This window comes from Vibrio sp. Makdt (genome assembly GCF_027587015.1).
GTDB classification, from domain to species: Bacteria; Pseudomonadota; Gammaproteobacteria; order Enterobacterales; family Vibrionaceae; genus Vibrio; species Vibrio chagasii_B.
Window position 1 is genome coordinate 1 of the sequence record NZ_JAPPTH010000004.1, and the last position, 21,840, is coordinate 21,840.

Consider the following 21,840-nt stretch of genomic DNA (forward strand, 5'->3'; position numbering starts at 1 on the left):
GATTTTAGAGCCAGAAGCTAGACGCTCCATTGATGTTTGTTGTGCGCTGTTTGCGTTGTTTAGGTAACGTTGCGCAGTCATCGCTGAAACGTTGGTATTTACATTCACTGCCATGGTGATTTCTCCAATTGATTTTCCGGTATTGCGGTTTCCGACGTCTCGGAAAACCAAGTAGTTCTCTCAAAGTTACTTTTAATAACGGCGTAATTGACGAAACCTTTAGGAAAAAAACAATAAAATTAAAGAAATAGAGATAAAGGAGAAGAAAGCGTGACTGGTAATAAATTTATCAAAAAAAGATAAGAAAAACGCTAAAGTTGTCGAGAAGTCCGTCGAGCGAGGTTTTGTGTTTTTATTAACCGAAGAAGCCAAATAAACTGAAATGGTGTTATGAGATTTAAAGTAATTGATTAACCTAACAAGGTTAAGGCAAGGTTAGGTGCTTGCTTCGCTTGAGCCAGAATAGTGGTGCTAACTTGCTGAAGAACTTGCTGCTTTAGCATCTGTGTCGTTTCCTTGGCGTAATCGGTATCTTTGATTCGACTGTTTGAGGTCGCCAAGTTTTCATGAACATTTTCAAGGTTGTTAATGGCGTGGTCGAAGCGGTTTTGCATTGCGCCTAATTCAGAGCGATGGCTATCCACGTACTTCATCGCGGTATCTAAAATAGAAACAGCACGCTGCGCCCCCCCCACATCCGTCACATTGATGTCATTCACCGACTCATAGTAACCCGCTGACATCGACAGTTCACTCGCGAGTGAACCAGAGAAAGAGATAGTGCCAGAGGTATCTTCACCAGACATGTAGATTTGAAGCTGCCCATCATCATTAACCGAAGCTGAGACCAGATCCGTTTGACCATTGATGTAGGTCGCCAACTCTTCAATGTCATCGCCGACTTTCGCATTAATGATGATCTCTTGAGGCTGGCCAAAACGATCGGTAAACGACATCGTCATATCATTCTGGTTTGATTTCACTTCCCATGAATCACTGGCCATGCCATTAGCAACGTAGCTAAAGCCTCCCATGTTGATGTCATCGGTACGCATACTTTTCAAACCAATCTGCACGGCTTCGCCCGAACTGCCACCAATCTGAAATGACGTACTACCAAAATTACCATTGAGAAGTTTTTTGCCACCAAAAGAAGTGGTCTCTGCAATACGATTCAGCTCATCGTTTAAGGCGGTAATCTCTTCTTGAATCGCCGTTCTTTCGGACTGGCTATTTGAACCGTTGCTTGCTTGTAGAGACAAGTCGCGCATACGCTGCATGATATTGGTGGTTTCATTCATCGCGCCTTCAGCGGTTTGCATGATAGATATACCATCATTCGCATTACGCACAGCGACATCAATACCACTCATCTGCGCTTCCAAGCGGTTCGAAATTTGTAGCCCTGCAGCATCGTCTTTAGCGCTGTTAATACGACTCCCTGAAGCCAAGCGCTCCAAAGATTGGTTAAGCATGTTATTGGCATTAGAGAGGTTTCTCTGGGCCACCAGCGCTGAGACATTGGTATTAACAGTTATAGCCATAGACCTTCGCTTACAAAAAGAGGAATAAAACTCACGATTGCTCTTATATCGACCTATTCATATAAAGCTTTAATAAAAAAGGAGCCCTGAGGCTCCCTTTGTTTATTCTTTTTGAGACGACTTACTTAATCATTAATGCACTCAACATCTCAGTTGAAGGAGCAAAGTAATACGCGCCAGTCACCGCTTTAGTAAAGCGAAGCAGTTGGTCTGTTTTGCCATCAGTTACGCCGTACATGCTCTCTAGCATCGCGTCGAAGTTATGGCGCACGTTACAGTAAGCAATAAACAGTAGGCCGTGATCACCCGTTGCTGTGCCGTAAGGTAAGCTGTGACGAACGATCTTAAGGCCTTTGCCTTCTTCTTTGATATCTACACGGCCGACGTGAGAAGCTGCTGGAACATCATCTAACTCGATTGAATCAGGCTTAGTACGACCAACCACTTTTTCCTGCGCCGATACATTCAATCGGTTCCAAGCAGGTAGGTTATGCACAAAGCGCTGCACCATCACGTAGCTACCACCCGCGAATTCACCTTCAGGAACAATCGCAACTTCCGCGCGTTGCGCGTCTTTCGGGTTTTCAGTACCGTCGACGAAATCCGTCATATCACGAGAATCTAGGAAGCGGTAACCGTAAGTTTCATCAACCACTTCAACGTCTGCTGCTACTTCAGATAGCAATTTACGTAAGATGAAGAAGTGCAGATCGTGTCGGTTTGAATGGCAGTGAATCAACACATCAGCTGGCGTGCTAGGTGCTGTAACATCACCTTCACCAAGCGCAGGGAAATCAATTAGATCAGAGGGAGCTGCTTGCTCGAACTTATCCCAAAACGCTTTAGAGAATGCAACCGAAGCCGTTAGGTTTGCATCTGGCTGAGTCTGATTCAGCTCTTCGATTAGCGCTGGAATCTTTTGAATTTCAGCTAGTACATTAGCAGTGTTAGCATTCACTTTAAGTTGAACGTAAAGAGCGAAAGGCCCAGCTTCAGGCAAAATAGCACTTTGAACGTTAGGCTGCTCATTTGAGACATTAAGCATAGATTATTCCTTCCAGTTTTAGCTTCTAAGTATAATGGTGAATGGGACAAATGTTTTGATGAGAATCAGTCTTCGTGCTCAACCACTTTAAAGCAATCCCGTGCTGTATGGCTATTGGTTAGATAAAGCGCAAACCACAGCAGCAACAATAGGGTGAGACCATTTGACCAACGGAACCAACCGTTATCCAAATAGATTAAATAAATTGTATGGGAGCCCTGCCCCACAATAGCAGCCATGGTGGCCCAACGCCCCCAAGACACCACTTTATTGAGGCGCTTTCTATCTGGAGATCTTAGCCCAAATAACCACATCAGTAACAAGCTAGGGACACTCAAGGCGATCCCTACATAAAACATATGATGATCTGGGTAGATGATCTCGAGAATATCAGTTCCCGATTCTCTACTTGCACCTGCAACGATGAAAACGACGAGAGCTTTCGCAAGAAACAGCCAACCTAACCATAATAAGATTGGTGCTTTTAAGAAGCCGTGCTTGTCGTATTGTTCTATGGAGTACCGCACAAATCTCACTTTCACTTGTTTTCAAACCAACACTTTAACGCAAATCATTCATACTTAACTAGGTTTGCGTTATCTTATTAGCTAATCCGTTTTAATTATCGAACTCAGCATGAAAAAGAAAACTAATACACCCTCTGTTGAATCACAACAAGAAGCACTGAAGATAGCCAAAGCGACTCAAAAGCCAGCCCAAACTAAAGAACAAACCAAATTAATTGCCCAAGGTATTGAGAAAGGCATCGCGCTTTACAAGAAGCAGCAAAAGGAACGCAACCGTCAAGCTGATAAAGCCAAAAAACGCGTACAAAAAGAGAAGCAAACTCAACAAGCGGCTACAGAGCAAGAGCACGATGCAAAGCCTAGTGTTGAAACAACATCAAATCACTCAAGTAAGTTACCGTGGATACTATTGTTCGCGAGCTGGGTAGGTTTTGCGATTTATTTGATGCAATAACAGGATAGACGTATGAAAAAGGAATGGATGGCATTAGCCGTGAGCGGCATGTTGTTGGGGTGTACCACACCAACTTCAGTACCTCACAATGAAGCCAACAGTGTGAGAATGGATTTTCACGGCATGATTGATATTGAACAGTGTGAGTACAAAGGGGAAGTCACTGGTAGCGAAGGCCATTGGTACAGCTACCTCTTCTACCCGAATGACACCTTGATTCAGGGTGCGATGAACGAACTCAAAACCAATACCATTGAGCTTGGTGCAAACACAGTCATCTTTACCTTACCTCAAGATTTTGCCACTTCGGTTACCATGCTTGGCACCACTTATCTTTGCGAGTAACCAACAGCTCTACTTAGCAGCATACAAAAAAGAAAGCCAGCTTTCGCTGGCTTATGCACTAAATCCAAGGCTTGTTGCTATATCGCCTTTACGTTCTAGAACCCACTGACTGTCAAATGGTCCCCAATCGGATAACTGGTAATAACCATCATTATGACGTCGCCCATCTTGAACAAACATAAGTTCGATACCGATCCCCGGTAACGCCTTGAGTACATCTTGAATAGTACGACGAGGCCAACCCGTTTTTTCGATGAGTTTAGGCACATTTGGCCTATCAAGGCTTTCAACTAACAATGCTAAATATAGCCGCCTTGCAAAAACAGGACTCAACTCCATTGACACCTCCTATATATGTGCAACTCAATTATTTCTTTTTTCGCTGACAACATGTTGAGGCTGATCAATAAGTCTCCAATAGTGACATTTTCTTACTGTTTTTTTTCGCTCAATGAAATATTCCTCACTCTATTTTGTCTGAATTGCCGCTTCCTGATAGGATTCAACTCATAACAATGAAAGAAAATCACCCAGAGGAAGAATAATGACTATCACAATGTTTGGTATCCCAAATTGCGACACGATTAAAAAAGCAAAGAAATGGCTTGAAGCTGAAGGTATCGAGTTCGAATTTCACGATTATCGCAAACAAGGCATCACTGAAGAGTTAGTAACAAACTTCTGTTCAGAGCTTGGCTGGGAGCTTGTACTAAACAAACGTGGCACGACTTATCGTCAGCTTTCTCAAGAGCAAAAAGACACGTTAACAGAACAAACGGCAATCACTCTGCTTGTTGAACAACCAGCGATGATCAAGCGCCCTATTTTGAAAGTCGATGGCAAACTTCACATTGGCTTTAAAGCTGACCAGTACGCGGCTATTTTTGCGTAATCAGCAATTTGCTTAATCAATAACTTGCGTAAACAGCAACATTAGAACAGATAACAAGGCGTTGAACGTGCCCTGTTCAACGCCTGAGATTAATGACTCGACGTTTTATTTAAACAAGGAATTCAAGGATGACAGATAGCCCAACTTTGGCTCTGGCAAAAGACCTCATTAGCCGTCAATCGGTAACCCCTGAAGACGCAGGCTGCCAAGAGCTGATGATTAATCGATTAAAAGCACTCGGATTTGAAATCGAAGTGATGGTATTTGAAGATACGACGAACTTCTGGGCTCGTCGTGGTACCGAAGCACCTCTATTTGCTTTCGCAGGTCACACAGACGTGGTTCCAGCTGGCCCAATCGAACAATGGAACACCAAACCATTTGAACCAACGATCGTTGATGGCTACTTACACGGCCGTGGTGCGGCAGACATGAAAGGTTCTCTGGCTTCAATGATTGTTGCCGTAGAGCAATTTATTGAAAAGTACCCAGACCACTCTGGTTCAATCGGCTTCCTTATCACCTCTGATGAAGAAGGCCCTTTCATCAACGGTACAGTACGTGTTGTTGAAGCTCTGATGGCACGTGGTGAGAACATTGATATGTGTATTGTTGGTGAGCCATCAAGCACTGAGTTTGTGGGCGATGTGGTGAAAAACGGCCGTCGCGGCTCTATCACTGGTGATCTAACGATCAAAGGTACACAAGGTCATGTTGCTTACCCTCACCTAGCAAATAACCCGGTACATAGCTCTCTGCTGGCAATTCACGAGCTAGCGACGACGGAATGGGACCAAGGTAATGACTACTTCCCACCAACCAGCTTCCAGATCCCGAATGTGAGTGCCGGTACTGGCGCGTCTAACGTGATTCCAGGTGAGTTTAATGTTCAGTTTAACCTTCGTTTTAGCACAGAGTTAAGCAATGACGTTATCGTTGAGCGCGTGACAACAACGCTCGATAAATACGATTTCGAATACGATCTTAAGTGGACCTTCAATGGCGACCCGTTCCTAACAGACGCAGGCTCACTGCTTGATGCGATTGTTGATGCTGTTGGTCACGTCAATGATGTAAAACCGGCACTACTGACAACTGGCGGTACGTCTGATGGTCGCTTCATTGCACGTATGGGCGGACAAGTGGTTGAACTTGGCCCAGTAAACGCGACCATTCACAAGGTTAACGAGTGCGTGAAAGTAGCAGATTTAGAGAAGCTAACCGACATGTACGAAAGAACGTTAGTGAACTTGTTCGCTAAATAGATCTTTCCTAGCGAAGTATCACTTCAAAACATTGAGAGACTCGTTATGACACCAGAGCAGCTTACCGGACAATCAGATTCTCACCTGGCACCGAGCCTAATTGGTACTAAGACATTCTTGGTACACAGTGACGTTATCGATGACTTAAACAGGTTGATTGAAGCTGCTCAGCTCGCTGGTTTTAAAATGGAGATCGCCAGTGGCTTTCGAGACTATGAAAGGCAATCTCTGATTTGGAATCGCAAGTTTTCTGGTGAAGCCCCAATCTTGGATTCAGATAGCCAACCACTTGATGCTTCAACACTGACTGAACATCAAAAGCTGTCGGCGATTCTGAGATGGTCTGCGCTTCCTGGAGCGAGTCGCCACCATTGGGGTTGTGACTTCGATGTCTTTGCTCGTAATCACCTCCCTGAAGACACACAGCTACAACTAGAGCCTTGGGAATACCTTACTGGTCACCAGCAAGCGTTTTATCAATGGCTCTCTGCTAATGCTTCACAATTTGGGTTCTTTTTTCCCTATAGCCGAGATCTTGGCGGTGTGGCGATAGAACCTTGGCATATTAGCCATCGTAACGTTTCGGAGCTGTGTTTATCACAGTTATCCCCGACTTTACTTGGCAAGCAGCTCAAATCTAAGCCAGTATTAGGGTATGAGATTATTATGGAGCAGCTAGACGATATCTATGCGCGCTTCGTAACGAACATCAGCCATTAGGAGCGCTTATGTTAGAGTGGCTTACAAACCCTTGGGTTATCATCATCATCGTGGTTAGCGTTGTGGTAGGTAACATCGCAGCTCTAAAACAGACCGCTAATATGGATCTCGGAAAAACAAGCCGTGGGAAAAGGGAGAGTGACTTGGACAAGCTCAATCGGCTAGATAAGCAGAACCAGGAAAAAGCTCAATCAAAAGAAACCAAAGATAGCTGATCTTGCGGTCAAACGAACACAAAAAAGAGGACACAATGTGTCCTCTTTTTATTTGTTTACGCTGAAACATTGGCTGAACTAAAAGGGCCTATTTTCCGAGGCCCTATAGCCGATTAAGCTTGGCTTACTCAGCTTCCGCCGCTTTGTCATCTTTGGTTTGGTCCGCAACGTGTGCGAGAACAGGAACCAGTGACTTAAGCAACTCTTCCTCTACTGGCTTACCTGATGCATCCGTCACGTTAATTGACGTACGGTTACCAAGATCACCGAATAGGAAGTTGTATGTACCTGGTGCTAAATCAACAGGTTGCAAGCCAACTTCTTCCCAGAACTCATCATCTGGCGCTGCGTACTTAGCTTTAACCGTACCCTGAGATTGGTTACGTTCTTCAAGTTCAAAGCCCATCGACGGTAATAAGGTCGGTAGACGCTGCCAGAACACGTTATATGGTGTACGAGCAATAATCACAGGGAAACCACTGCGGTCAGAGCCCATTGAGATAGGAATTCGTTTCACCAACTCTTGTGCTTTCAGAGCCGCTTCAGCACGAAGGTTTTCATCGTACTTAGCCATCACTAAATTGGTTAGGAAAGCGTTGTAACGCTCTTTGTTGGTTGCCGTAACTGGTTTCTCTTTGTTGCCTTCACGCCAATCAATAAGATTAATCTTGAAGCCATGACGGTTGTTCGCTTGGAAACGAGAGATAGAATAGCGGCTGCCGATCTCTACGTCTTCGTCTTCAGAAACCCAAGTAACCCAATCGGTCTCAATCTCGTTCTCAGACTGTTCACGAATACCAATACCACGTTGAGCCAACATGTCGACAGCCGTTTGCCATACACGGTCTGCTTCTTCTGCACGAAGCAACCATAACGTTACTTCACCGTTTTGACGCTCTGCACGAGCACCAGGGATCAACTCAAGAACCTGTTGTGGTGGACGAATATCCACGGCAGGGCCTACACCACCAGTGAAGTCACCGCTCGGGATGTCAAAATTTGGGTAGAACTGAGGCTGAGCATCTTCAGGCAACTGCCATTGTGAAAACTCAGGTGTTTCTAAGTATTCGAAATCATCTTTGGCTTGACGACGTTGAGTCGGGCTGCCAGAACATGCTGTAAGAACGAAAACAGCCAGTGACCCAATCACTAGCTGGTGAGAATACTTCATTTATACTCCTAAATGCCGAAGGTTCGCTTCGGCATCACTTCATACGTTTTTAGTAAATACACGCTTCAGTCATTGCTTGAGCAACAACAGGTTGAGCTGGTTCCGACAGTTCAGTCAGAGGTAAGCGTAAGCCACCTTCAGCAATCAGACCCATTTTATGAACCGCCCATTTTACGGGAATAGGGTTAGACTCAACGAACAAATTCTTATGTAGAGGCATTAAGCGCTCATTGATCGCTTCTGCTTCTTCAAACTTACCTTCTTTCGCAAGTTTGAACATAGTAGCCATATCAGCCGCTGCAACGTTATTCGTTACAGAAATCACACCATCGCCACCACGCTTAACAAATTCTAGGCCTGTTAAGTCATCACCACTTAGTAAGATAAAATCTTCGCCACAAAGTTCACGGTGAATTGCAATTCTGTCGAGATCACCCGTCGCATCTTTAAGTGCAACGATGTTTTCGATTTCAGAAAGGCGAGCAACCGTCTCTGGTAATAGGTCTACCGCAGTACGACCCGGTACATTGTATAGGATCTGAGGAACGTCACTTACTTCAGCAATCGCTTTGTAGTGTTGGTACAAACCTTCTTGAGTCGGTTTGTTGTAGTAAGGCGTTACGCTCAGGCAACCCGCAATACCAGAACCGTTCAATAAACGACTGAATAGCACTGACTCGTGCGTGGCATTTGCGCCTGTACCTGCGATAACTGGGATACGACCATCAGCAAATTCAACGATCTTATTGACGACTTTGACATGCTCTTCAATTGTGAGTGTTGAAGACTCACCTGTTGTGCCAACCGCAACCAGACCATCACTACCTGCAGCAACATGGTGATCAACCAACTTTTTAAGGCTGTCGAAATCCACTTCGCCATCTGCGTTAAATGGCGTAACTAGCGCAACGATACTTCCTGAAAACATGTCTATCTCCCTTAATTTATTCTTTTTGCATGTTACTGTAAGCCAATCAATAAACACAAGACATTAAAGTGGCTTAGCGGCAACATCGGTATGAAATATTGTCGTATGTTTGAGGTAAAACGGCTTATCGCCACGTTCAACCTAAAATTTGGATAACCTGAGCTCAATCTAACGGATAGAACATGGATAGATGTCAGTAACAGGTAAGCTGTGCTGTCACCCGACAAACTTGTGCTACGACGTTTTAGATATTCTTATCATTGGTTGCCTGTCAGACGCAAGATGAGTCATAAAAAGCCCCACTCGCACGCTTATTCCTCTTGCTAACTGTGCTAACATGCATGAATCAATGGAATATATAGAGACGTGATTTTATGACTCAACATCTAGTAATCACAGCTGTGGGCACAGATCGCCCAGGTGTATGCAACCAAGTGGTTCATTTGGTCACCCAATCAGGCTGTAACATTATTGATAGCCGTATTGCCCTGTTTGGCGAAGAATTTACGCTTATCATGCTACTGTCTGGTAAAGCAAACAACATCACCCGTGTTGAAACCACCCTGCCCTTGCTTGGTCAAGAGCACGACTTGATTACGATTATGAAGCGAACCTCTCCGCACGATGTGGTAGAGAACTCCTACACGTTAGAAGTGTTCGTTGAGTCAGATGACAAACTCGGCCTGACCGAGCAGTTCACACAGTTCTTTGCAGACCGAGACATCGGCCTCGACTCGCTGAGCGCACAAACGATCAATAAATCTAAGGTCCAGCTCGACAACGACCAATTCCATATCTCTATTACCGCTTCTGTACAGTCAGAATGTAATTTGATGCAGCTACAAGAAGAATTCAACTCGCTGTGTCAGAGCCTATCAGTCCAAGGCTCGCTCAACTTTATTAAAAACAGTCTTTAAAAAGGAAATATCATGAATACGCTAACGGCTGGTGTTCCAGCACCTGCTTTTTCTCTTCCAGATCAAGATGGCAATATCGTATCTCTTGGTGACTTCAAAGGTAAAAAAGTACTTTTCTACTTCTACCCAAAAGCAATGACTCCTGGTTGTATTGTACAAGCGGAAGGCCTGCGTGATATCAAAGCACAGCTGGATGAACTAAACGTGGTTGTTCTGGGTGTCAGCATCGACCCAGTGAAACGCCTGCCTAACTTCATTGAGAAGAAATCTCTAAACTTCACTCTGCTATCTGACGAAGACCACAGCGTTGCTGAGCAATTCGGTGTTTGGGGCGAGAAGAAGTTCATGGGCAAAGTTTACGATGGCCTGCACCGCATTAGCTTCCTAATTGACGAAGAAGGTCAAATTGAGCATGTCTTCAATAAATTCAAGACAAAAACTCACCACGAAGTGGTTCTAGAGTACTTCAATCAAGAAGCTTAATGTCTGTTGAGGTGACCTAGACTCACTACCAACTAAGATAAATTAAAAAGGCGACTATCATTGATAGTCGCCTTTTTTATCATTCATTTTTCGTTACTGATGATGCACAGGGTCATCATCTAATGCATGGCTAGGTAAGGCATTCCAAACCGCCTTCACTAAGGTCGCCAGTGGAATCGCGAAGAACACGCCCCAGAACCCCCAAAGTCCACCAAACACTAATACCGCCACAATAATCGCAACAGGGTGCAGATTCACTGCTTCAGAGAACAAAACGGGTACTAACACGTTGCCATCTAGGGCTTGAATGATGCCGTAAGCCAATAATAGCCAGTAGAATTGAGGCTCAAGCCCCCACTGGAACAAACCAACAATGGCAACTGGTACGGTTACCGCCGCTGCACCAATGTATGGAATCAATACCGAGAAGCCTACAGCAACCGCTAATAGCACTGAGTAGCGAAGGTCTAAAATCGCGAAAGTTACGTAGCTGACGCCACCTACGATTAAAATTTCTAGCACCTTACCGCGGATGTAGTTCGAGATTTGTTCGTTCATCTCTTCCCATACTTTGGTCGCCAAGCGACGGTTTCGAGGAAGCACACCACTTGCCATTCTGATCATCTCTTCTTTGTCTTTCAGTAAGAAGAAAATAAGCAATGGTACTAAGATAAGATAAACACCTAGCGTCGCTAAGCTAACCAAAGACGCTAACGAGCCTTTCACCACACTCTCACCCATGCCCAACGCCTTGTTCTTCGCGTTAGACATGACAGACTCAACGATCTGTAAGTTAGCAAGCTCTGGGTAACGCTCTGGAATCGTTGCAATGAACTTCTGCAAGCTACCGTACATACTAGGAATATCATTGATTAGGTTACCCACTTGCTCCCAAATGGTTGGCACTAATCCGAATATCGCTAGTAGCATTAAGCTAAAGAACATCAAGATCACCAACATCACCGATGGCGTTCTTGGAACACCGAGTCGTTGAAGTTGAGTCACTGGCCACTCAAGCAAATAAGCCAACACAATCGCCACCAACAGCGGTGCGATCAGGTGGCCAAAGAAGTAGATAGTAATAAAGCCGAATAGAATGATGGCAACCAAACTGACAGCGTGTGGATCAGAGAAACGTCGTTTATACCAACGACTGACCATTTCAAGCATCTGACTGCGATTCCTTTTTAGTGACGAGGAGATGGTGGTAATTAGAACAAGCCTCTGTCATGACAACATAAGCTTGCTTAGACAAAAAAGTAACAATATCTTTCATCGAACTGTTATCTGATACATAAATTGACAAAGATTGCCCTACTTCTAACTTTACACTGTGACGCTTGGCTAATAATAACGCCATTGGGCAGCGCTCTTGGCGTAAATCTAGAATATTAGGTGTCATTCTTGGGCTCGATGCTTATTATAAGGGGCATATTGTAATCTGTTTTTGAAAACGTGCCATCATTGATTCATCTTCCTTCAGGATAGCGCACGCACTTAACAAAGGTTAAACCAGATAAAGAACCAATTTGCATTGCCCTTGTCTTACTGTCAGAAGAAACGGAGTATTACTGACTAATATGTTTAAACGCGCTCGTTCAATTGCTTGCTTATGCATCGCAGCCACATTAAGCACCCCAACGTTGGCTAACACCAACAGCTTGGATTTACCGGACATCGGCACGGCGGCTGGCGGCACGCTCACTATCGATCAAGAACTCATCTATGGTGATGCCTACATGCGCATCATCAGAAGCAGCCAGCCTGTTATCAACGATCCAGTTCTCAACCTTTATATCGACACACTAGGCCATCGCCTTGTCGCGAATGCCAATGACGTAAAGACACCTTTCCAGTTCTTTATGATCCGTGACCGCAACATCAACGCTTTTGCTTTCTTTGGTGGTTATGTTGCACTGCACTCAGGTCTATTCCTGCACGCACAATCGGAAAGTGAACTTGCGTCTGTATTAGCGCACGAAATCGCACACGTTACGCAGCGTCACTTAGCGCGTAGTATGGAAGATCAAGCACGCCGTTCTCCTGCGACTATCGCAGCGCTTGCAGCGTCTGTATTGCTGGCTATTGCCGCTCCTGAGGCGGGTATTGCAGCCTTAACCGCAACCACCGCGGGTAACATGCAGAGCCAAATTAACTACACCCGTAGTAATGAAAAAGAAGCCGACCGCTTTGGTATCAACACGCTAGCAAAAGCTGGATTTGACGTGAACGCAATGCCACGCTTCTTTGGCCGTTTAGCGGATGAATACCGCTACGCAAGCACACCACCTCCAATGTTGCTCACTCACCCGTTGCCAGAAGATCGTATTACCGATTCGCGCGCACGTGCTCGTAGCTACCCACCGCTGAAACTTGCGCCATCGCTGGATTACCACTTGGCAAGAGCTCGCATCGTGGCACGCTATGCCGGTATCAATAATGAGGCGTCGCTCGATTGGTTCTCACGCCAATTGAAAAAGGCACCAAAAGAGATTGTTCCATCGTTAGAGTATGGACAAGCACTGGTTTACCTCGATTCGAAAAAGTTAGATAAAGCAGAACCGATTCTAACCAAACTGATTACCAGCGACCCGACCAACCTGTTCTACTTAGATGCGATTTCCGATCTGCACATCGAGCAGAAAAAGCCTGAGCTTGCCATTAAAGAGCTGAAATCGGCATTAGTTCGTCAGCCAAACAACCCGGTACTCACAATCAACTACGCAAATGCCTTGATTGAAAAAGAAGACTTTGCAGAGGCTGTTCGCGTATTACAACGTTATACGCATGACAATCCGAATGACACCAATGGCTGGCACCTGCTTTCAAAAGCGAATACTAGCCTTGGCAATAGTGATGAAGACCTTGCCGCACGAGCTGAAATTTTGGCATTGCAAGCCAACTGGAACAAAGCGATTCAGTACTACACGCAAGCAAGTCAAATCGCAGAACTCGGTAGCTTGAAGCAAGCCCGCTACGATGCTCGAATTGATCAGCTGATGATTCAGCGCGAGCGCTTCTTAGCACTGCAATAAGGCGTTCAATACTCGGCTAGTCGCCAAAAGAAAAAAGCTCAACGTATACAGTGAAGAGGCCAATTAGCTGGCCTCTGCTGAAAATTAAATAAAAGATAATAATGAGGAAGAACCATGTCTGTCGTGATTTATCATAACCCACGCTGCTCAAAGAGCCGTCAAACGCTTGAATTACTTGAAACAAACGGTGTACAACCTGAAGTGATCAAGTACCTAGACACACCTCTAACTGTTGAACAGCTAAAAGTACTGTTCACTCAGCTAGGTTTTAGCAGCGTTCGCGAAATGATGCGCACCAAAGAGGCAGACTACAAAGAAGCAAACCTTGGCGATGCTTCTGTATCTGATGAAGACCTATTTTCTGCAATGGCTACTAATCCAAAATTATTTGAGCGCCCAGTGGTTGTTGCGAACAATAAAGCCAAGATTGGTCGTCCACCAGAGCAAGTACTAGAGATTCTGTAAGCGGCTATGAGCATCAACATCCTTGTTCTCTACTACAGTCGTCACGGCAACACACAAGCTCTAGCAAGGCAGATAGCACGAGGGGTGGAGTCCATTCCTGAGTGTGAAGCCATGCTAAGAACGGTTAACGATGTATATACAGTAGAAGAGCAGCCAGACTCTCGCTATCAACCCACGGATCCAATTGCCACGCTTCAAGATCTCCGTTCTTGCGATGGCTTGGCGCTTGGCAGCCCGGTTTGGTTCGGCAACATGGCTGGGCCGATGAAGCACTTTTGGGACAGCACTACATCATTGTGGATCAATGGCGATCTAATCGATAAGCCAGCTTGTGTATTTACCTCTTCTTCATCACTGCATGGTGGGCAAGAAACAACACAGCAAAGCATGATGTTGCCACTGCTTCACCATGGAATGTTAGTGGTCGGCATCCCCTACTCAGAGCCTGCACTGCATACCACTCAAACGGGTGGCACGCCCTATGGCGCAAGCAGCACAGGCGAGAGTGCTTCACTAAGCAAAGAAGAAATTGAGTTGGCGCAGAACCTAGGTAAACGCCTCGCGCGCATCGCGATAAATCAGAAGGGAATCTCTCAATGATGTACATGTCAGAGAAGGCGATGTCTCCTAAGACAAAGCTATTTCGCTATCTCGCATTAGCAGGCAACCTATTGCTGTTAGGTTGGGTTGTCGCTTGGCAGATGACGCTTTCACCGCATCCTCACCTAGATAATGTCACGCTCGCTATCGTTTGGGCTGTACCGCTACTGTTGCCATTACCTGGTATTTTAATCGGCAAGCCTTATACGCACGCTTGGGCGAACTTCATCTTAATGCTCTACTTCCTACACGCATTAACCATTCTATACGTAGATGGTGGTGAACGCTTATTGGCTGCTGTTGAGCTACTGCTGACCACGATGGGCTTCGCCGGAAATATCCTATTTACCCGTTTCCGCGCTAAAGAGTTAGGCATCAAGCTTAAACGTCTTTCTGAAGTAGAAAAGAACGAGAAAGCAAAGTTCGAGTAATAAGATTCAGTTCGATATTTCTGAGTAACTAGCTAACCAAGCAACACAAACAAAAAGCCCTGCCAGGTTTCTCTAGCAGGGCTTTCTTTTTATTTCTCTTCGCTACTTACATTTTCGTATTAGCGATAAGCACAAGCAATGGCTTAACTGCGACTCCACTCGTATACCAAGCTTGGCTTTGCATGCAGCGGTGCAGTTGCTTCTAACTCTTCGGCACCTGTATCTTCAGAGTTAGCCTCCGAGCCAGCCAATGAATCATCACTTGATACTTCATTGCCTTTAATTACTTGAACGTCAGTATCTGCGTCAGTTGCTGTCGCTTCAGTATCAAGAGCAGCTGTTGAATCATCGCCTACAGACATGGTGTTGTCTTGTGTTTCGAATTCAGGGCTTACTTCTGGTTCAATGTAAGACTCTTCAACCTTCGCAACTTGGCGAATACTTGCCACCTCTTGTTCAAACTCTTGTTGAGTCGACAACAAATGAATACGGAACGTCACTTCGTTGTTTTGAATCTTAAGAATATCTAGGCTAGCAACCGAGTTTAGACGCTTAAGTGCATTCTCTAACTGGAAGAAGTCTTGAGCATTATTCAGGCTAATAAACTGAGTTAAAATCGACTCTGATGATTCACTCGCCACCGTCACCGCGCTTTTACCTGCGTAGTAGTTACTGATTTGGTCAACGAGCTTCTTAGAAGCCGTCGCGCTGTTACCCGACACAGAACCTGTAATTGGTGCCGTTGGCGCGCTAGTCAATTGACTTGGTTTTTGGTCGTACAGCGTCCAACGCAATCCTGAAGATTGAGCTTTAATCACTAACACCGCATCTACTGGGTAGCGTTGACTTGCTCTGCTAATTGGTGAAACAAAGCTGCCCCACAAATCTGAGGTCGCGATACCAGTGATATCGTCGAAATCACCGACAGGCAAAGTCAGAGGTAAACCACGATCTTTTGCACTTGCTTGCATTTGAGCAGCAAGCTGTGAGTTCGAGTGCTCCCAAACAATGTTCTTATCGAAGCTGTCTTCCTCCACTAGCCAAACCAAGATGTTTGAGCGAGTTTCAGGCCAGTACGGCAGTTGTGCTTGAGTCAGTAGAGAACGGATTTGAGCGCCATTAAAACGCATACGCAATGTTGATTGGTCATTGCTCTCACCAAAACTCATTTGAGACATGTACTGCGCACTCTTACGCATCGCCTTTTGGATGGTCTCATTTGAAGCAACATCAGTTTGACCAGTCGCACGTATCAATACCTGCTCCATACCGGTATTTCGTGCCACTTGTTCTGGTTGTTTGTCTTCGGCGTTAATCGCAACTTCAGCACTAAAGATATCTACTTGAGTTAAGGCGTAACTCGGGAAGGCTAATAGTCCCATCAACAACAATGCTATGTAGCGCATATTGATCCTAATATTCAAAGCTTGTGCCTTGATGATAAGCAACTATGGATTGAGGGGCAAGGTCGTTAGCGCCCACTGTGTTTAATAACCACAAAATATCACCTGACCATGATAAAGCGCTAACTTATAAACTGCATTTTCGGACCATGTTCGATATAAAACATCACTATGATAAATAAATTTGATCTATTTTGTGTAGCAATCGATTGCTAAGTGATAGAATCGCGCGAATTTTATTTTTCACTTTTCATATAACGACCAATCTAAGGACATATCATGAAAAATGCATTGCAAGGTGCACAAATGCTGTTTGTGGCTTTTGGTGCGCTTGTACTCGTGCCGCTACTGACAGGACTTGATCCCAACGTTGCACTCTTTGGCGCAGGTATCGGTACCCTTTTATTCCAACTTATTACACGCCGTTCAGTGCCAATCTTCTTAGCGTCTTCTTTCGCATTCATCGCTCCTATCATGTTTGGTATCCAAACTTGGGGGATTGGTGCAACCATGGGTGGCCTAATGGCAGCAGGTGTTGTGTATGTTTTAATGGGCGCTCTGATCAAAGTGAGAGGCGTTGGCTTTATCCATAAGCTGCTTCCACCTGTGGTTGTTGGTCCTGTAATCATGGTGATTGGTTTAGGTCTAGCACCTGTTGCGGTAAACATGGCTTTAGGTAAGACCGGCGATGGCGCCGTTCAACTGGTTGATGCAGACGCAGCACTGTGGATTTCATCAATCTCACTGCTCGTAACCATCATCATCAGTGTATTTTCGAAAGGCTTCCTAAAGCTACTGCCTATCTTCGGCGGTATTATCGCAGGTTACATTACGAGCCTGGTTTATGGCGCAGTCGACTTCACACCAGTTGCTCAAGCATCGTGGTTGGCACTACCAAACTTCACCATGCCTGAATTCAACATCAACGCTATCTTCTTCATGGTGTTTGTTGCGATTGCACCTGCCGTTGAGCACGTAGGTGACATGCTGGCGATTTCCAACGTGACGGGTAAAGACTACCTTAAGAAACCTGGCCTGCACCGCACAATCACAGGTGACGGCGTGGCAACAATAGCTGCTTCTATGTTGGGCGCTCCACCAAACACAACTTACAGTGAAGTAACTGGCGCGGTGATGCTAACGAAAGCATTTAACCCGGTGATCATGACTTGGGCTGCAGTCACCGCTATCGTTCTTGCATTGGTTGGTAAGCTAGGCGCATTACTGCAAACCATTCCGGTTCCAGTGATGGGCGGTATCATGATTCTTCTGTTTGGCTCTATCGCAACCGTAGGTCTTAACACGTTAATCAAGAACAACGTTGACCTGCACAAATCACGTAACCTTGTCATTGTTGGCATTACCCTAGTATTCGGTATTGGCGGCATGGCTTTTGGTATCGGCGACTTCAGCCTACAGGGCGTAAGCTTATGCGGTATCGTGGCGATTCTACTTAACCTAGTACTTCCTGAAGAGCTAGGTGACAACACTGTGGTAGACAAGGCTCAAATCGACTAACAGTTGAGTCTGGTTAGATGCCGACAAACTGGAAGATCAAAAAAGGGAGAGCATCGAATGCTCTCCCTTTTTATTAATACGGGTAATTAAGTGAATTCAGTAAATTAAAACAACGGAACCCACTTAATCTAAAAACCGAATTACTTAGTACCGAAGATCTTATCACCAGCATCGCCAAGACCAGGAACAATGTAGCCCTTGTCGTTTAGCTTTTCATCGATTGCTGCAGTGTAAAGTTCAACATCTGGGTGCGCTTTTTCTAGAGCTGCAATACCTTCAGGAGCCGCTACAAGAACAAGAATCTTGAAGTGCTTACAACCTTTCTCTTTCATTAGGTCGATAGTTGCGATCATAGAACCACCCGTTGCAAGCATTGGGTCTACCACTAGAGCGATACGCTCATCGATGTTAGATGCAAGCTTGTTGAAGTATGGTACTGGCTCAAGCGTTTCTTCGTCACGGTAGATACCAACAACGCTGATACGTGCGCTTGGGATATGCTCAAGAACACCGTCCATCATGCCTAGACCAGCACGTAGGATTGGCACTACTGTTACTTTTTTACCTTTAATTTGGTCAACTTCAACTGGGCCGTCCCAACCATTAATAGTTACACGTTCAGTTTCAAAGTCTGATGTCGCTTCGTATGTTAGAAGGCTACCCACTTCTGTCGCTAGCTCACGAAAACGCTTAGTGCTAATCTCACCTTCACGCATCAGGCCAATTTTATGTTTTACTAGCGGGTGTTTCACTTCAACAACTTTCATTTCCAACTCCGGCAATATTTAAACAAACCTGTAGATTATACACGAACTCTAAGGTTATTTCAGAATCTTTATTCTAATAAAAAAAACCGCGCAAACGTTTGCTCTTCATATTCAAGCCCTGTTAGAATAGCGCCGTTTTCACATCCAACTTAAGTTCGAGGACTATCCCGTGAGTGGTAATACTTCTTCTCTAAGCTACAAAGACGCTGGTGTTGATATCGACGCAGGTAATGCACTAGTAGACCGTATTAAAGGTGCTGTTAAACGCACTCGTCGCCCTGAAGTAATGGGCGGTATTGGTGGCTTTGGCGCCCTATGTGAACTTCCAACGAAATACAAAGAGCCAGTACTTGTTTCAGGTACTGATGGTGTTGGTACTAAACTTCGCCTTGCTTTGGATCTGAAAAAACACGACACCATTGGTATCGACCTAGTGGCAATGTGTGTGAACGACCTAATCGTTCAAGGTGGTGAGCCTCTATTCTTCCTAGACTACTACGCAACAGGTAAGCTAGATGTAGACACAGCAGCAGACGTTGTTTCTGGCATCGCTGAAGGTTGTGTGCAAGCTGGTTGTGCACTTATCGGTGGTGAAACCGCTGAAATGCCGGGCATGTACGAAGGCGACGACTACGATGTTGCTGGCTTCTGTGTTGGCGTTGTAGAAAAAGCTGACATCATCGACGGCACTAAAGTAGCTGCAGGCGACGCACTTATCGCTGTTGGCTCAAGTGGTCCACACTCAAACGGTTATTCTCTAATTCGTAAAGTTCTAGAAGTTTCTGGTGCTGATAAGAGTGAAGAGCTAGAAGGTCGCACTATCGGTGAACACCTACTAGAACCAACTAAGATTTACATCAAATCAGCACTTAAGATGATCGCTGAGCATGACATTCATGCTATCTCGCACATCACTGGTGGTGGTTTCTGGGAAAACATCCCTCGCGTACTTCCTGAAGGTACTAAAGCTGTGATTGATGGTAAGAGCTGGGAATGGCCTGCTATCTTCAACTGGCTACAAGAGAAAGGTAACGTGGAAACATTTGAAATGTACCGCACTTTCAACTGTGGTGTTGGCCTAGTTGTAGCTCTACCTAAAGACCAAGCAGACGCTGCTGTTGAACTACTGAAAGCTGAAGGCGAAAACGCTTGGGTTATCGGTGAGATCGCAAACGCTGAAGCAGGCGAAGAGCAAGTTGAAATCAAATAAGTGATACGTTCACTTACTTAGTTAATCAATGAGGACCTAATGGTCCTCATTTTGCTATTTGGCCCGCAGAAAACCTTAGTTTATGTAGGTAATATAGATACCAATCGTAGTAAGTAACTGGTCATCCTAGCTTGTTAAAACGCTCGATCACGTCGTTAGAAATTTTGATTGTAGGATAACTACTTATCTAAAATCTCTGCCTTGTTCTCAAGCCTTTTTCCTGCGCTATTTATGAGCACTTACTTACTGTGATTGGTATAAACTCCAGTTAATCAATCGTATGACCCACTTTATGAAAAACAATCACTCTCAGAAAACCACTCACTCTCAGAAAAACATCGTTGTGTTAGTTTCAGGAAGCGGAAGCAACTTACAGGCGATCTTAGATGCCTGCGATAGCAATATGATTGATGCTTCAGTTAAAGCTGTCTTCTCAAATAAGGCAGAGGCCTTTGGCTTAGAGCGAGCGAAGACCGCTGGTGTCGATGCACACTCAGTAAATCCAAAAGATTTCGGCTCTCGTGAAGAGTTTGACCATGAACTAATGATACAAATCGATGCATACCAACCAGACTTGATCGTACTGGCAGGCTACATGCGCATTTTGAGTTCGGAATTTGTTCGACACTACGCAGGAAAAATGGTCAATATCCACCCTTCTCTATTACCGAAATACCCAGGTTTACATACCCACCAGCGAGCGATTGATGCTAAAGACAAAGAACATGGAACTAGTGTGCACTTTGTTACCGAAGAGCTAGACGGTGGTCCTGTGATCTTACAAGCCAAAGTGCCTGTGTTTGAGGACGATGATGCCGACCTGCTAGCGGGGCGAGTACTCACTCAAGAGCACGCAATCTATCCGATGGTTTGTAAGTGGTTTGCAGAAGGTCGTTTATCAATGGTAAATGGACAAGCGGTGCTAGACGGAAAAGTACTAGGTAAACACGGTTACGCAGAAGAGTAATTCCAAGAATACAAAAAGGCCATTAACTGACGAGTGCAGTTAACGGCCTTTTTTATCGAATCAAGTAACGAGACGTTTAGCTCAATGGTTCAGTAGGCGCTTGGCTCGCGACCTTTTTAGGCGCATAAGCAACATCTTCCAACTCTTTGTGATTGTTGCCAATCAGTTCACCGGAATGAAACAGCGCGTATTCACCAGGCTTCATTCTAAACCACTCTTCGTTGGCGGTAAGCGGTTGAGTCGCCACCACCGTCACCACATCATTCGGTGTGGTTTCTTCTTGGAAGTTAATCTCAACATCTTCGTCGATTAAGCTTGCATTACCAAAAGGCGCACGTCTCGTTATCCAATATAAATGGTTAGTACAGTATGTCATTACGTACTCACCATCGCTCAGCAACATATTGAAAACGCCTTTCTCTCTCAGCTTATCGCAACACTCAGCAACGAAGCGGAACATCCCTTCCATATCTTGTGGCGGCTCAGGAAAACGCTCTTCAAGTTGCTTCAGCAGCCAACAGAACGAAAGCTCGCTATCTGTTTCACCAACAGGTCTAAAGCGGCCGCTAACAAGATCATCGTAATCAGATAACTGGCCGTTATGAGCAAAGGTCCAATACCTTCCCCAGAGCTCACGAGTAAAAGGGTGTGTATTTTCTAGATTCACACCACCACGGTTGGCTTGACGAATATGGCTGACAACAGCTTGGCTTTTAATGGGGTAGTTTTGAACCAACTCTGCGATCTTAGATTCACAGCTAGGGTTAGGATCTTTAAAAGTACGAAAACCCTTACCCTCATAGAAGGTAATTCCCCAGCCATCGCGGTGTGGGCCAGTGTTGCCCCCACGCTGCATAAGACCAGTAAAACTAAAACAAATATCCGTTGGCACATTCGCGCTCATACCGAGCAATTCACACATGGTTTAATCTACTCCC

General features: G+C 45.1%; 26 protein-coding genes and 1 pseudogene. 15 read left to right on the forward strand and 12 right to left on the reverse strand.

The features are described 5' to 3' along the window. The 4 genes and pseudogenes from OH460_RS05795 to OH460_RS05810 form a co-directional block, all read right to left on the reverse strand. Positions 1 to 114: pseudogene (locus tag OH460_RS05795) on the reverse strand (flagellin); the annotation flags it as partial. Between the two features lie 296 nt (positions 115 to 410). After that, positions 411 to 1,544: a flagellin gene (locus OH460_RS05800; RefSeq protein ID WP_269995916.1), complete on the reverse strand. Its 1,134-nt coding sequence runs from the start codon at positions 1,542 to 1,544 to the stop codon at positions 411 to 413. A gap of 121 nt (positions 1,545 to 1,665) precedes the next feature. Beyond that, a complete protein-coding gene (locus OH460_RS05805) occupies positions 1,666 to 2,589 on the reverse strand; it encodes a Dyp-type peroxidase (protein WP_269995917.1) in 924 nt (307 codons plus the stop codon). 65 nt (positions 2,590 to 2,654) lie between these two features. Next, the gene (locus OH460_RS05810; RefSeq protein WP_102423684.1) at positions 2,655 to 3,116 is read right to left on the reverse strand and encodes a DUF2919 domain-containing protein; all 462 of its coding nucleotides are present in this window, start codon (positions 3,114 to 3,116) and stop codon (positions 2,655 to 2,657) included. Positions 3,117 to 3,225: 109 nt separating this feature from the next. On the opposite strand from OH460_RS05810, the gene OH460_RS05815 reads away from it, so the two are divergent. Both OH460_RS05815 and OH460_RS05820 read left to right on the forward strand, forming a co-directional pair. Beyond that, the gene (locus tag OH460_RS05815) at positions 3,226 to 3,570 is read left to right on the forward strand and encodes a DUF2956 domain-containing protein (RefSeq protein ID WP_008222977.1); all 345 of its coding nucleotides are present in this window, start codon (positions 3,226 to 3,228) and stop codon (positions 3,568 to 3,570) included. Between the two features lie 12 nt (positions 3,571 to 3,582). Next, complete coding sequence (locus tag OH460_RS05820) at positions 3,583 to 3,915, forward strand: DUF4156 domain-containing protein (protein ID WP_269995918.1); 333 nt, start codon at positions 3,583 to 3,585, stop codon at positions 3,913 to 3,915. Positions 3,916 to 3,966: 51 nt separating this feature from the next. Here OH460_RS05820 and OH460_RS05825 read toward each other — a convergent pair whose 3' ends face one another. After that, positions 3,967 to 4,254 carry a winged helix-turn-helix domain-containing protein gene (locus OH460_RS05825; protein WP_004741665.1) on the reverse strand — a complete coding sequence of 96 codons (288 nt, stop codon included), beginning with the start codon at positions 4,252 to 4,254 and terminating at the stop codon, positions 3,967 to 3,969. A 205-nt stretch (positions 4,255 to 4,459) separates the two neighbouring features. Between OH460_RS05825 and OH460_RS05830 the strand changes: the two genes are divergently transcribed. The 4 genes from OH460_RS05830 to OH460_RS05845 all read left to right on the forward strand — a co-directional run bounded on the left by OH460_RS05830 (position 4,460) and on the right by OH460_RS05845 (position 7,007). Beyond that, positions 4,460 to 4,807: an ArsC family reductase gene (locus OH460_RS05830; protein WP_008222974.1), complete on the forward strand. Its 348-nt coding sequence runs from the start codon at positions 4,460 to 4,462 to the stop codon at positions 4,805 to 4,807. Between the two features lie 128 nt (positions 4,808 to 4,935). Then, positions 4,936 to 6,072 (forward strand): succinyl-diaminopimelate desuccinylase, encoded by a 1,137-nt coding sequence (dapE, locus tag OH460_RS05835; protein ID WP_102423681.1) that lies wholly within the window; start codon positions 4,936 to 4,938, stop codon positions 6,070 to 6,072. A 45-nt stretch (positions 6,073 to 6,117) separates the two neighbouring features. Next, positions 6,118 to 6,792 (forward strand): M15 family metallopeptidase, encoded by a 675-nt coding sequence (locus OH460_RS05840; RefSeq protein ID WP_269995919.1) that lies wholly within the window; start codon positions 6,118 to 6,120, stop codon positions 6,790 to 6,792. Between the two features lie 8 nt (positions 6,793 to 6,800). Next, positions 6,801 to 7,007 carry a DUF2897 family protein gene (locus OH460_RS05845; protein ID WP_008222969.1) on the forward strand — a complete coding sequence of 69 codons (207 nt, stop codon included), beginning with the start codon at positions 6,801 to 6,803 and terminating at the stop codon, positions 7,005 to 7,007. 124 nt (positions 7,008 to 7,131) lie between these two features. Here the strand turns inward: OH460_RS05845 and bamC are convergent, their stop codons facing one another. Both bamC and dapA read right to left on the reverse strand, forming a co-directional pair. Further along, entirely contained in the window at positions 7,132 to 8,178 is a 1,047-nt protein-coding gene (bamC, locus tag OH460_RS05850; RefSeq protein ID WP_061034332.1) for an outer membrane protein assembly factor BamC, read from the reverse strand. Between the two features lie 49 nt (positions 8,179 to 8,227). After that, a complete protein-coding gene (gene dapA / locus OH460_RS05855) occupies positions 8,228 to 9,106 on the reverse strand; it encodes a 4-hydroxy-tetrahydrodipicolinate synthase (RefSeq protein ID WP_008222965.1) in 879 nt (292 codons plus the stop codon). A 374-nt stretch (positions 9,107 to 9,480) separates the two neighbouring features. On the opposite strand from dapA, the gene OH460_RS05860 reads away from it, so the two are divergent. After that, entirely contained in the window at positions 9,481 to 10,023 is a 543-nt protein-coding gene (locus OH460_RS05860; protein ID WP_004741657.1) for a glycine cleavage system protein R, read from the forward strand. 12 nt (positions 10,024 to 10,035) lie between these two features. Next, positions 10,036 to 10,506 (forward strand): thioredoxin-dependent thiol peroxidase, encoded by a 471-nt coding sequence (bcp, locus tag OH460_RS05865; protein ID WP_268664783.1) that lies wholly within the window; start codon positions 10,036 to 10,038, stop codon positions 10,504 to 10,506. Positions 10,507 to 10,599: 93 nt separating this feature from the next. Here the strand turns inward: bcp and OH460_RS05870 are convergent, their stop codons facing one another. Together OH460_RS05870 and OH460_RS05875 are read right to left on the reverse strand one after the other, a co-directional pair. Next, on the reverse strand, positions 10,600 to 11,676 hold the full coding sequence (locus tag OH460_RS05870; RefSeq protein ID WP_061032628.1) for an AI-2E family transporter: 1,077 nt from the start codon (positions 11,674 to 11,676) through the stop codon (positions 10,600 to 10,602). Continuing rightward, a complete protein-coding gene (locus OH460_RS05875; RefSeq protein ID WP_116871752.1) occupies positions 11,669 to 11,908 on the reverse strand; it encodes a sulfurtransferase TusA family protein in 240 nt (79 codons plus the stop codon). The genes OH460_RS05870 and OH460_RS05875 overlap by 8 nt, the downstream gene beginning before the upstream one ends. A gap of 178 nt (positions 11,909 to 12,086) precedes the next feature. Here OH460_RS05875 and OH460_RS05880 point away from each other — a divergent pair, with 178 nt between their 5' ends. The 4 genes from OH460_RS05880 to OH460_RS05895 all read left to right on the forward strand — a co-directional run bounded on the left by OH460_RS05880 (position 12,087) and on the right by OH460_RS05895 (position 15,037). Further along, complete coding sequence (locus OH460_RS05880) at positions 12,087 to 13,541, forward strand: beta-barrel assembly-enhancing protease (protein WP_061032627.1); 1,455 nt, start codon at positions 12,087 to 12,089, stop codon at positions 13,539 to 13,541. 114 nt (positions 13,542 to 13,655) lie between these two features. Then, complete coding sequence (gene arsC / locus OH460_RS05885; RefSeq protein WP_269995920.1) at positions 13,656 to 14,006, forward strand: arsenate reductase (glutaredoxin); 351 nt, start codon at positions 13,656 to 13,658, stop codon at positions 14,004 to 14,006. A gap of 6 nt (positions 14,007 to 14,012) precedes the next feature. Beyond that, positions 14,013 to 14,606, forward strand: a complete 594-nt coding sequence (gene wrbA, locus OH460_RS05890; protein ID WP_061032625.1) for an NAD(P)H:quinone oxidoreductase — start codon at positions 14,013 to 14,015, stop codon at positions 14,604 to 14,606. Next, the gene (locus OH460_RS05895) at positions 14,603 to 15,037 is read left to right on the forward strand and encodes a DUF2069 domain-containing protein (RefSeq protein ID WP_008222952.1); all 435 of its coding nucleotides are present in this window, start codon (positions 14,603 to 14,605) and stop codon (positions 15,035 to 15,037) included. Before wrbA ends, OH460_RS05895 begins: the two co-directional genes overlap by 4 nt. A 143-nt stretch (positions 15,038 to 15,180) precedes the next feature. Here the strand turns inward: OH460_RS05895 and OH460_RS05900 are convergent, their stop codons facing one another. Beyond that, complete coding sequence (locus OH460_RS05900) at positions 15,181 to 16,443, reverse strand: DUF2066 domain-containing protein (RefSeq protein WP_269995921.1); 1,263 nt, start codon at positions 16,441 to 16,443, stop codon at positions 15,181 to 15,183. A gap of 276 nt (positions 16,444 to 16,719) precedes the next feature. Between OH460_RS05900 and OH460_RS05905 the strand changes: the two genes are divergently transcribed. After that, complete coding sequence (locus OH460_RS05905; RefSeq protein ID WP_061032623.1) at positions 16,720 to 17,958, forward strand: uracil-xanthine permease family protein; 1,239 nt, start codon at positions 16,720 to 16,722, stop codon at positions 17,956 to 17,958. Between the two features lie 140 nt (positions 17,959 to 18,098). Here OH460_RS05905 and upp read toward each other — a convergent pair whose 3' ends face one another. Further along, positions 18,099 to 18,725: a uracil phosphoribosyltransferase gene (upp, locus tag OH460_RS05910; RefSeq protein WP_004738627.1), complete on the reverse strand. Its 627-nt coding sequence runs from the start codon at positions 18,723 to 18,725 to the stop codon at positions 18,099 to 18,101. 169 nt (positions 18,726 to 18,894) lie between these two features. Between upp and purM the strand changes: the two genes are divergently transcribed. Continuing rightward, the gene (gene purM / locus OH460_RS05915; protein WP_008222945.1) at positions 18,895 to 19,935 is read left to right on the forward strand and encodes a phosphoribosylformylglycinamidine cyclo-ligase; all 1,041 of its coding nucleotides are present in this window, start codon (positions 18,895 to 18,897) and stop codon (positions 19,933 to 19,935) included. A 292-nt stretch (positions 19,936 to 20,227) separates the two neighbouring features. Continuing rightward, positions 20,228 to 20,902 (forward strand): phosphoribosylglycinamide formyltransferase, encoded by a 675-nt coding sequence (gene purN, locus OH460_RS05920; protein WP_008222943.1) that lies wholly within the window; start codon positions 20,228 to 20,230, stop codon positions 20,900 to 20,902. 76 nt (positions 20,903 to 20,978) lie between these two features. On the opposite strand, the gene OH460_RS05925 is transcribed toward purN, so the two are convergent. After that, positions 20,979 to 21,824, reverse strand: coding sequence for a class II glutamine amidotransferase (locus OH460_RS05925; RefSeq protein ID WP_008222942.1), 846 nt, complete (start codon positions 21,822 to 21,824; stop codon positions 20,979 to 20,981). Between the last annotated feature and the right edge of the window lie 16 nt (positions 21,825 to 21,840).

Excerpts from the sequence above, each read along its gene's own strand:
- OH460_RS05860 (WP_004741657.1), top strand. The coding sequence starts at position 9,481 with ATGACTCAACATCTAGTAATCACAGCTGTGGGCACAGATCGCCCAGGT.
- OH460_RS05830 (WP_008222974.1), top strand. The coding sequence starts at position 4,460 with ATGACTATCACAATGTTTGGTATCCCAAATTGCGACACGATTAAAAAA.
- bcp (WP_268664783.1), top strand. The coding sequence starts at position 10,036 with ATGAATACGCTAACGGCTGGTGTTCCAGCACCTGCTTTTTCTCTTCCA.
- OH460_RS05870 (WP_061032628.1), bottom strand. The coding sequence starts at position 11,676 with ATGCTTGAAATGGTCAGTCGTTGGTATAAACGACGTTTCTCTGATCCA.
- dapA (WP_008222965.1), bottom strand. The coding sequence starts at position 9,106 with ATGTTTTCAGGAAGTATCGTTGCGCTAGTTACGCCATTTAACGCAGAT.
- upp (WP_004738627.1), bottom strand. The coding sequence starts at position 18,725 with ATGAAAGTTGTTGAAGTGAAACACCCGCTAGTAAAACATAAAATTGGC.
- OH460_RS05875 (WP_116871752.1), bottom strand. The coding sequence starts at position 11,908 with ATGACACCTAATATTCTAGATTTACGCCAAGAGCGCTGCCCAATGGCG.
- OH460_RS05880 (WP_061032627.1), top strand. The coding sequence starts at position 12,087 with ATGTTTAAACGCGCTCGTTCAATTGCTTGCTTATGCATCGCAGCCACA.
- OH460_RS05825 (WP_004741665.1), bottom strand. The coding sequence starts at position 4,254 with ATGGAGTTGAGTCCTGTTTTTGCAAGGCGGCTATATTTAGCATTGTTA.
- OH460_RS05800 (WP_269995916.1), bottom strand. The coding sequence starts at position 1,544 with ATGGCTATAACTGTTAATACCAATGTCTCAGCGCTGGTGGCCCAGAGA.
- OH460_RS05840 (WP_269995919.1), top strand. The coding sequence starts at position 6,118 with ATGACACCAGAGCAGCTTACCGGACAATCAGATTCTCACCTGGCACCG.
- OH460_RS05845 (WP_008222969.1), top strand. The coding sequence starts at position 6,801 with ATGTTAGAGTGGCTTACAAACCCTTGGGTTATCATCATCATCGTGGTT.
- OH460_RS05895 (WP_008222952.1), top strand. The coding sequence starts at position 14,603 with ATGATGTACATGTCAGAGAAGGCGATGTCTCCTAAGACAAAGCTATTT.
- arsC (WP_269995920.1), top strand. The coding sequence starts at position 13,656 with ATGTCTGTCGTGATTTATCATAACCCACGCTGCTCAAAGAGCCGTCAA.
- dapE (WP_102423681.1), top strand. The coding sequence starts at position 4,936 with ATGACAGATAGCCCAACTTTGGCTCTGGCAAAAGACCTCATTAGCCGT.
- purN (WP_008222943.1), top strand. The coding sequence starts at position 20,228 with ATGAAAAACAATCACTCTCAGAAAACCACTCACTCTCAGAAAAACATC.
- OH460_RS05925 (WP_008222942.1), bottom strand. The coding sequence starts at position 21,824 with ATGTGTGAATTGCTCGGTATGAGCGCGAATGTGCCAACGGATATTTGT.
- OH460_RS05905 (WP_061032623.1), top strand. The coding sequence starts at position 16,720 with ATGAAAAATGCATTGCAAGGTGCACAAATGCTGTTTGTGGCTTTTGGT.
- OH460_RS05900 (WP_269995921.1), bottom strand. The coding sequence starts at position 16,443 with ATGCGCTACATAGCATTGTTGTTGATGGGACTATTAGCCTTCCCGAGT.
- OH460_RS05805 (WP_269995917.1), bottom strand. The coding sequence starts at position 2,589 with ATGCTTAATGTCTCAAATGAGCAGCCTAACGTTCAAAGTGCTATTTTG.
- bamC (WP_061034332.1), bottom strand. The coding sequence starts at position 8,178 with ATGAAGTATTCTCACCAGCTAGTGATTGGGTCACTGGCTGTTTTCGTT.
- OH460_RS05815 (WP_008222977.1), top strand. The coding sequence starts at position 3,226 with ATGAAAAAGAAAACTAATACACCCTCTGTTGAATCACAACAAGAAGCA.
- OH460_RS05820 (WP_269995918.1), top strand. The coding sequence starts at position 3,583 with ATGAAAAAGGAATGGATGGCATTAGCCGTGAGCGGCATGTTGTTGGGG.
- wrbA (WP_061032625.1), top strand. The coding sequence starts at position 14,013 with ATGAGCATCAACATCCTTGTTCTCTACTACAGTCGTCACGGCAACACA.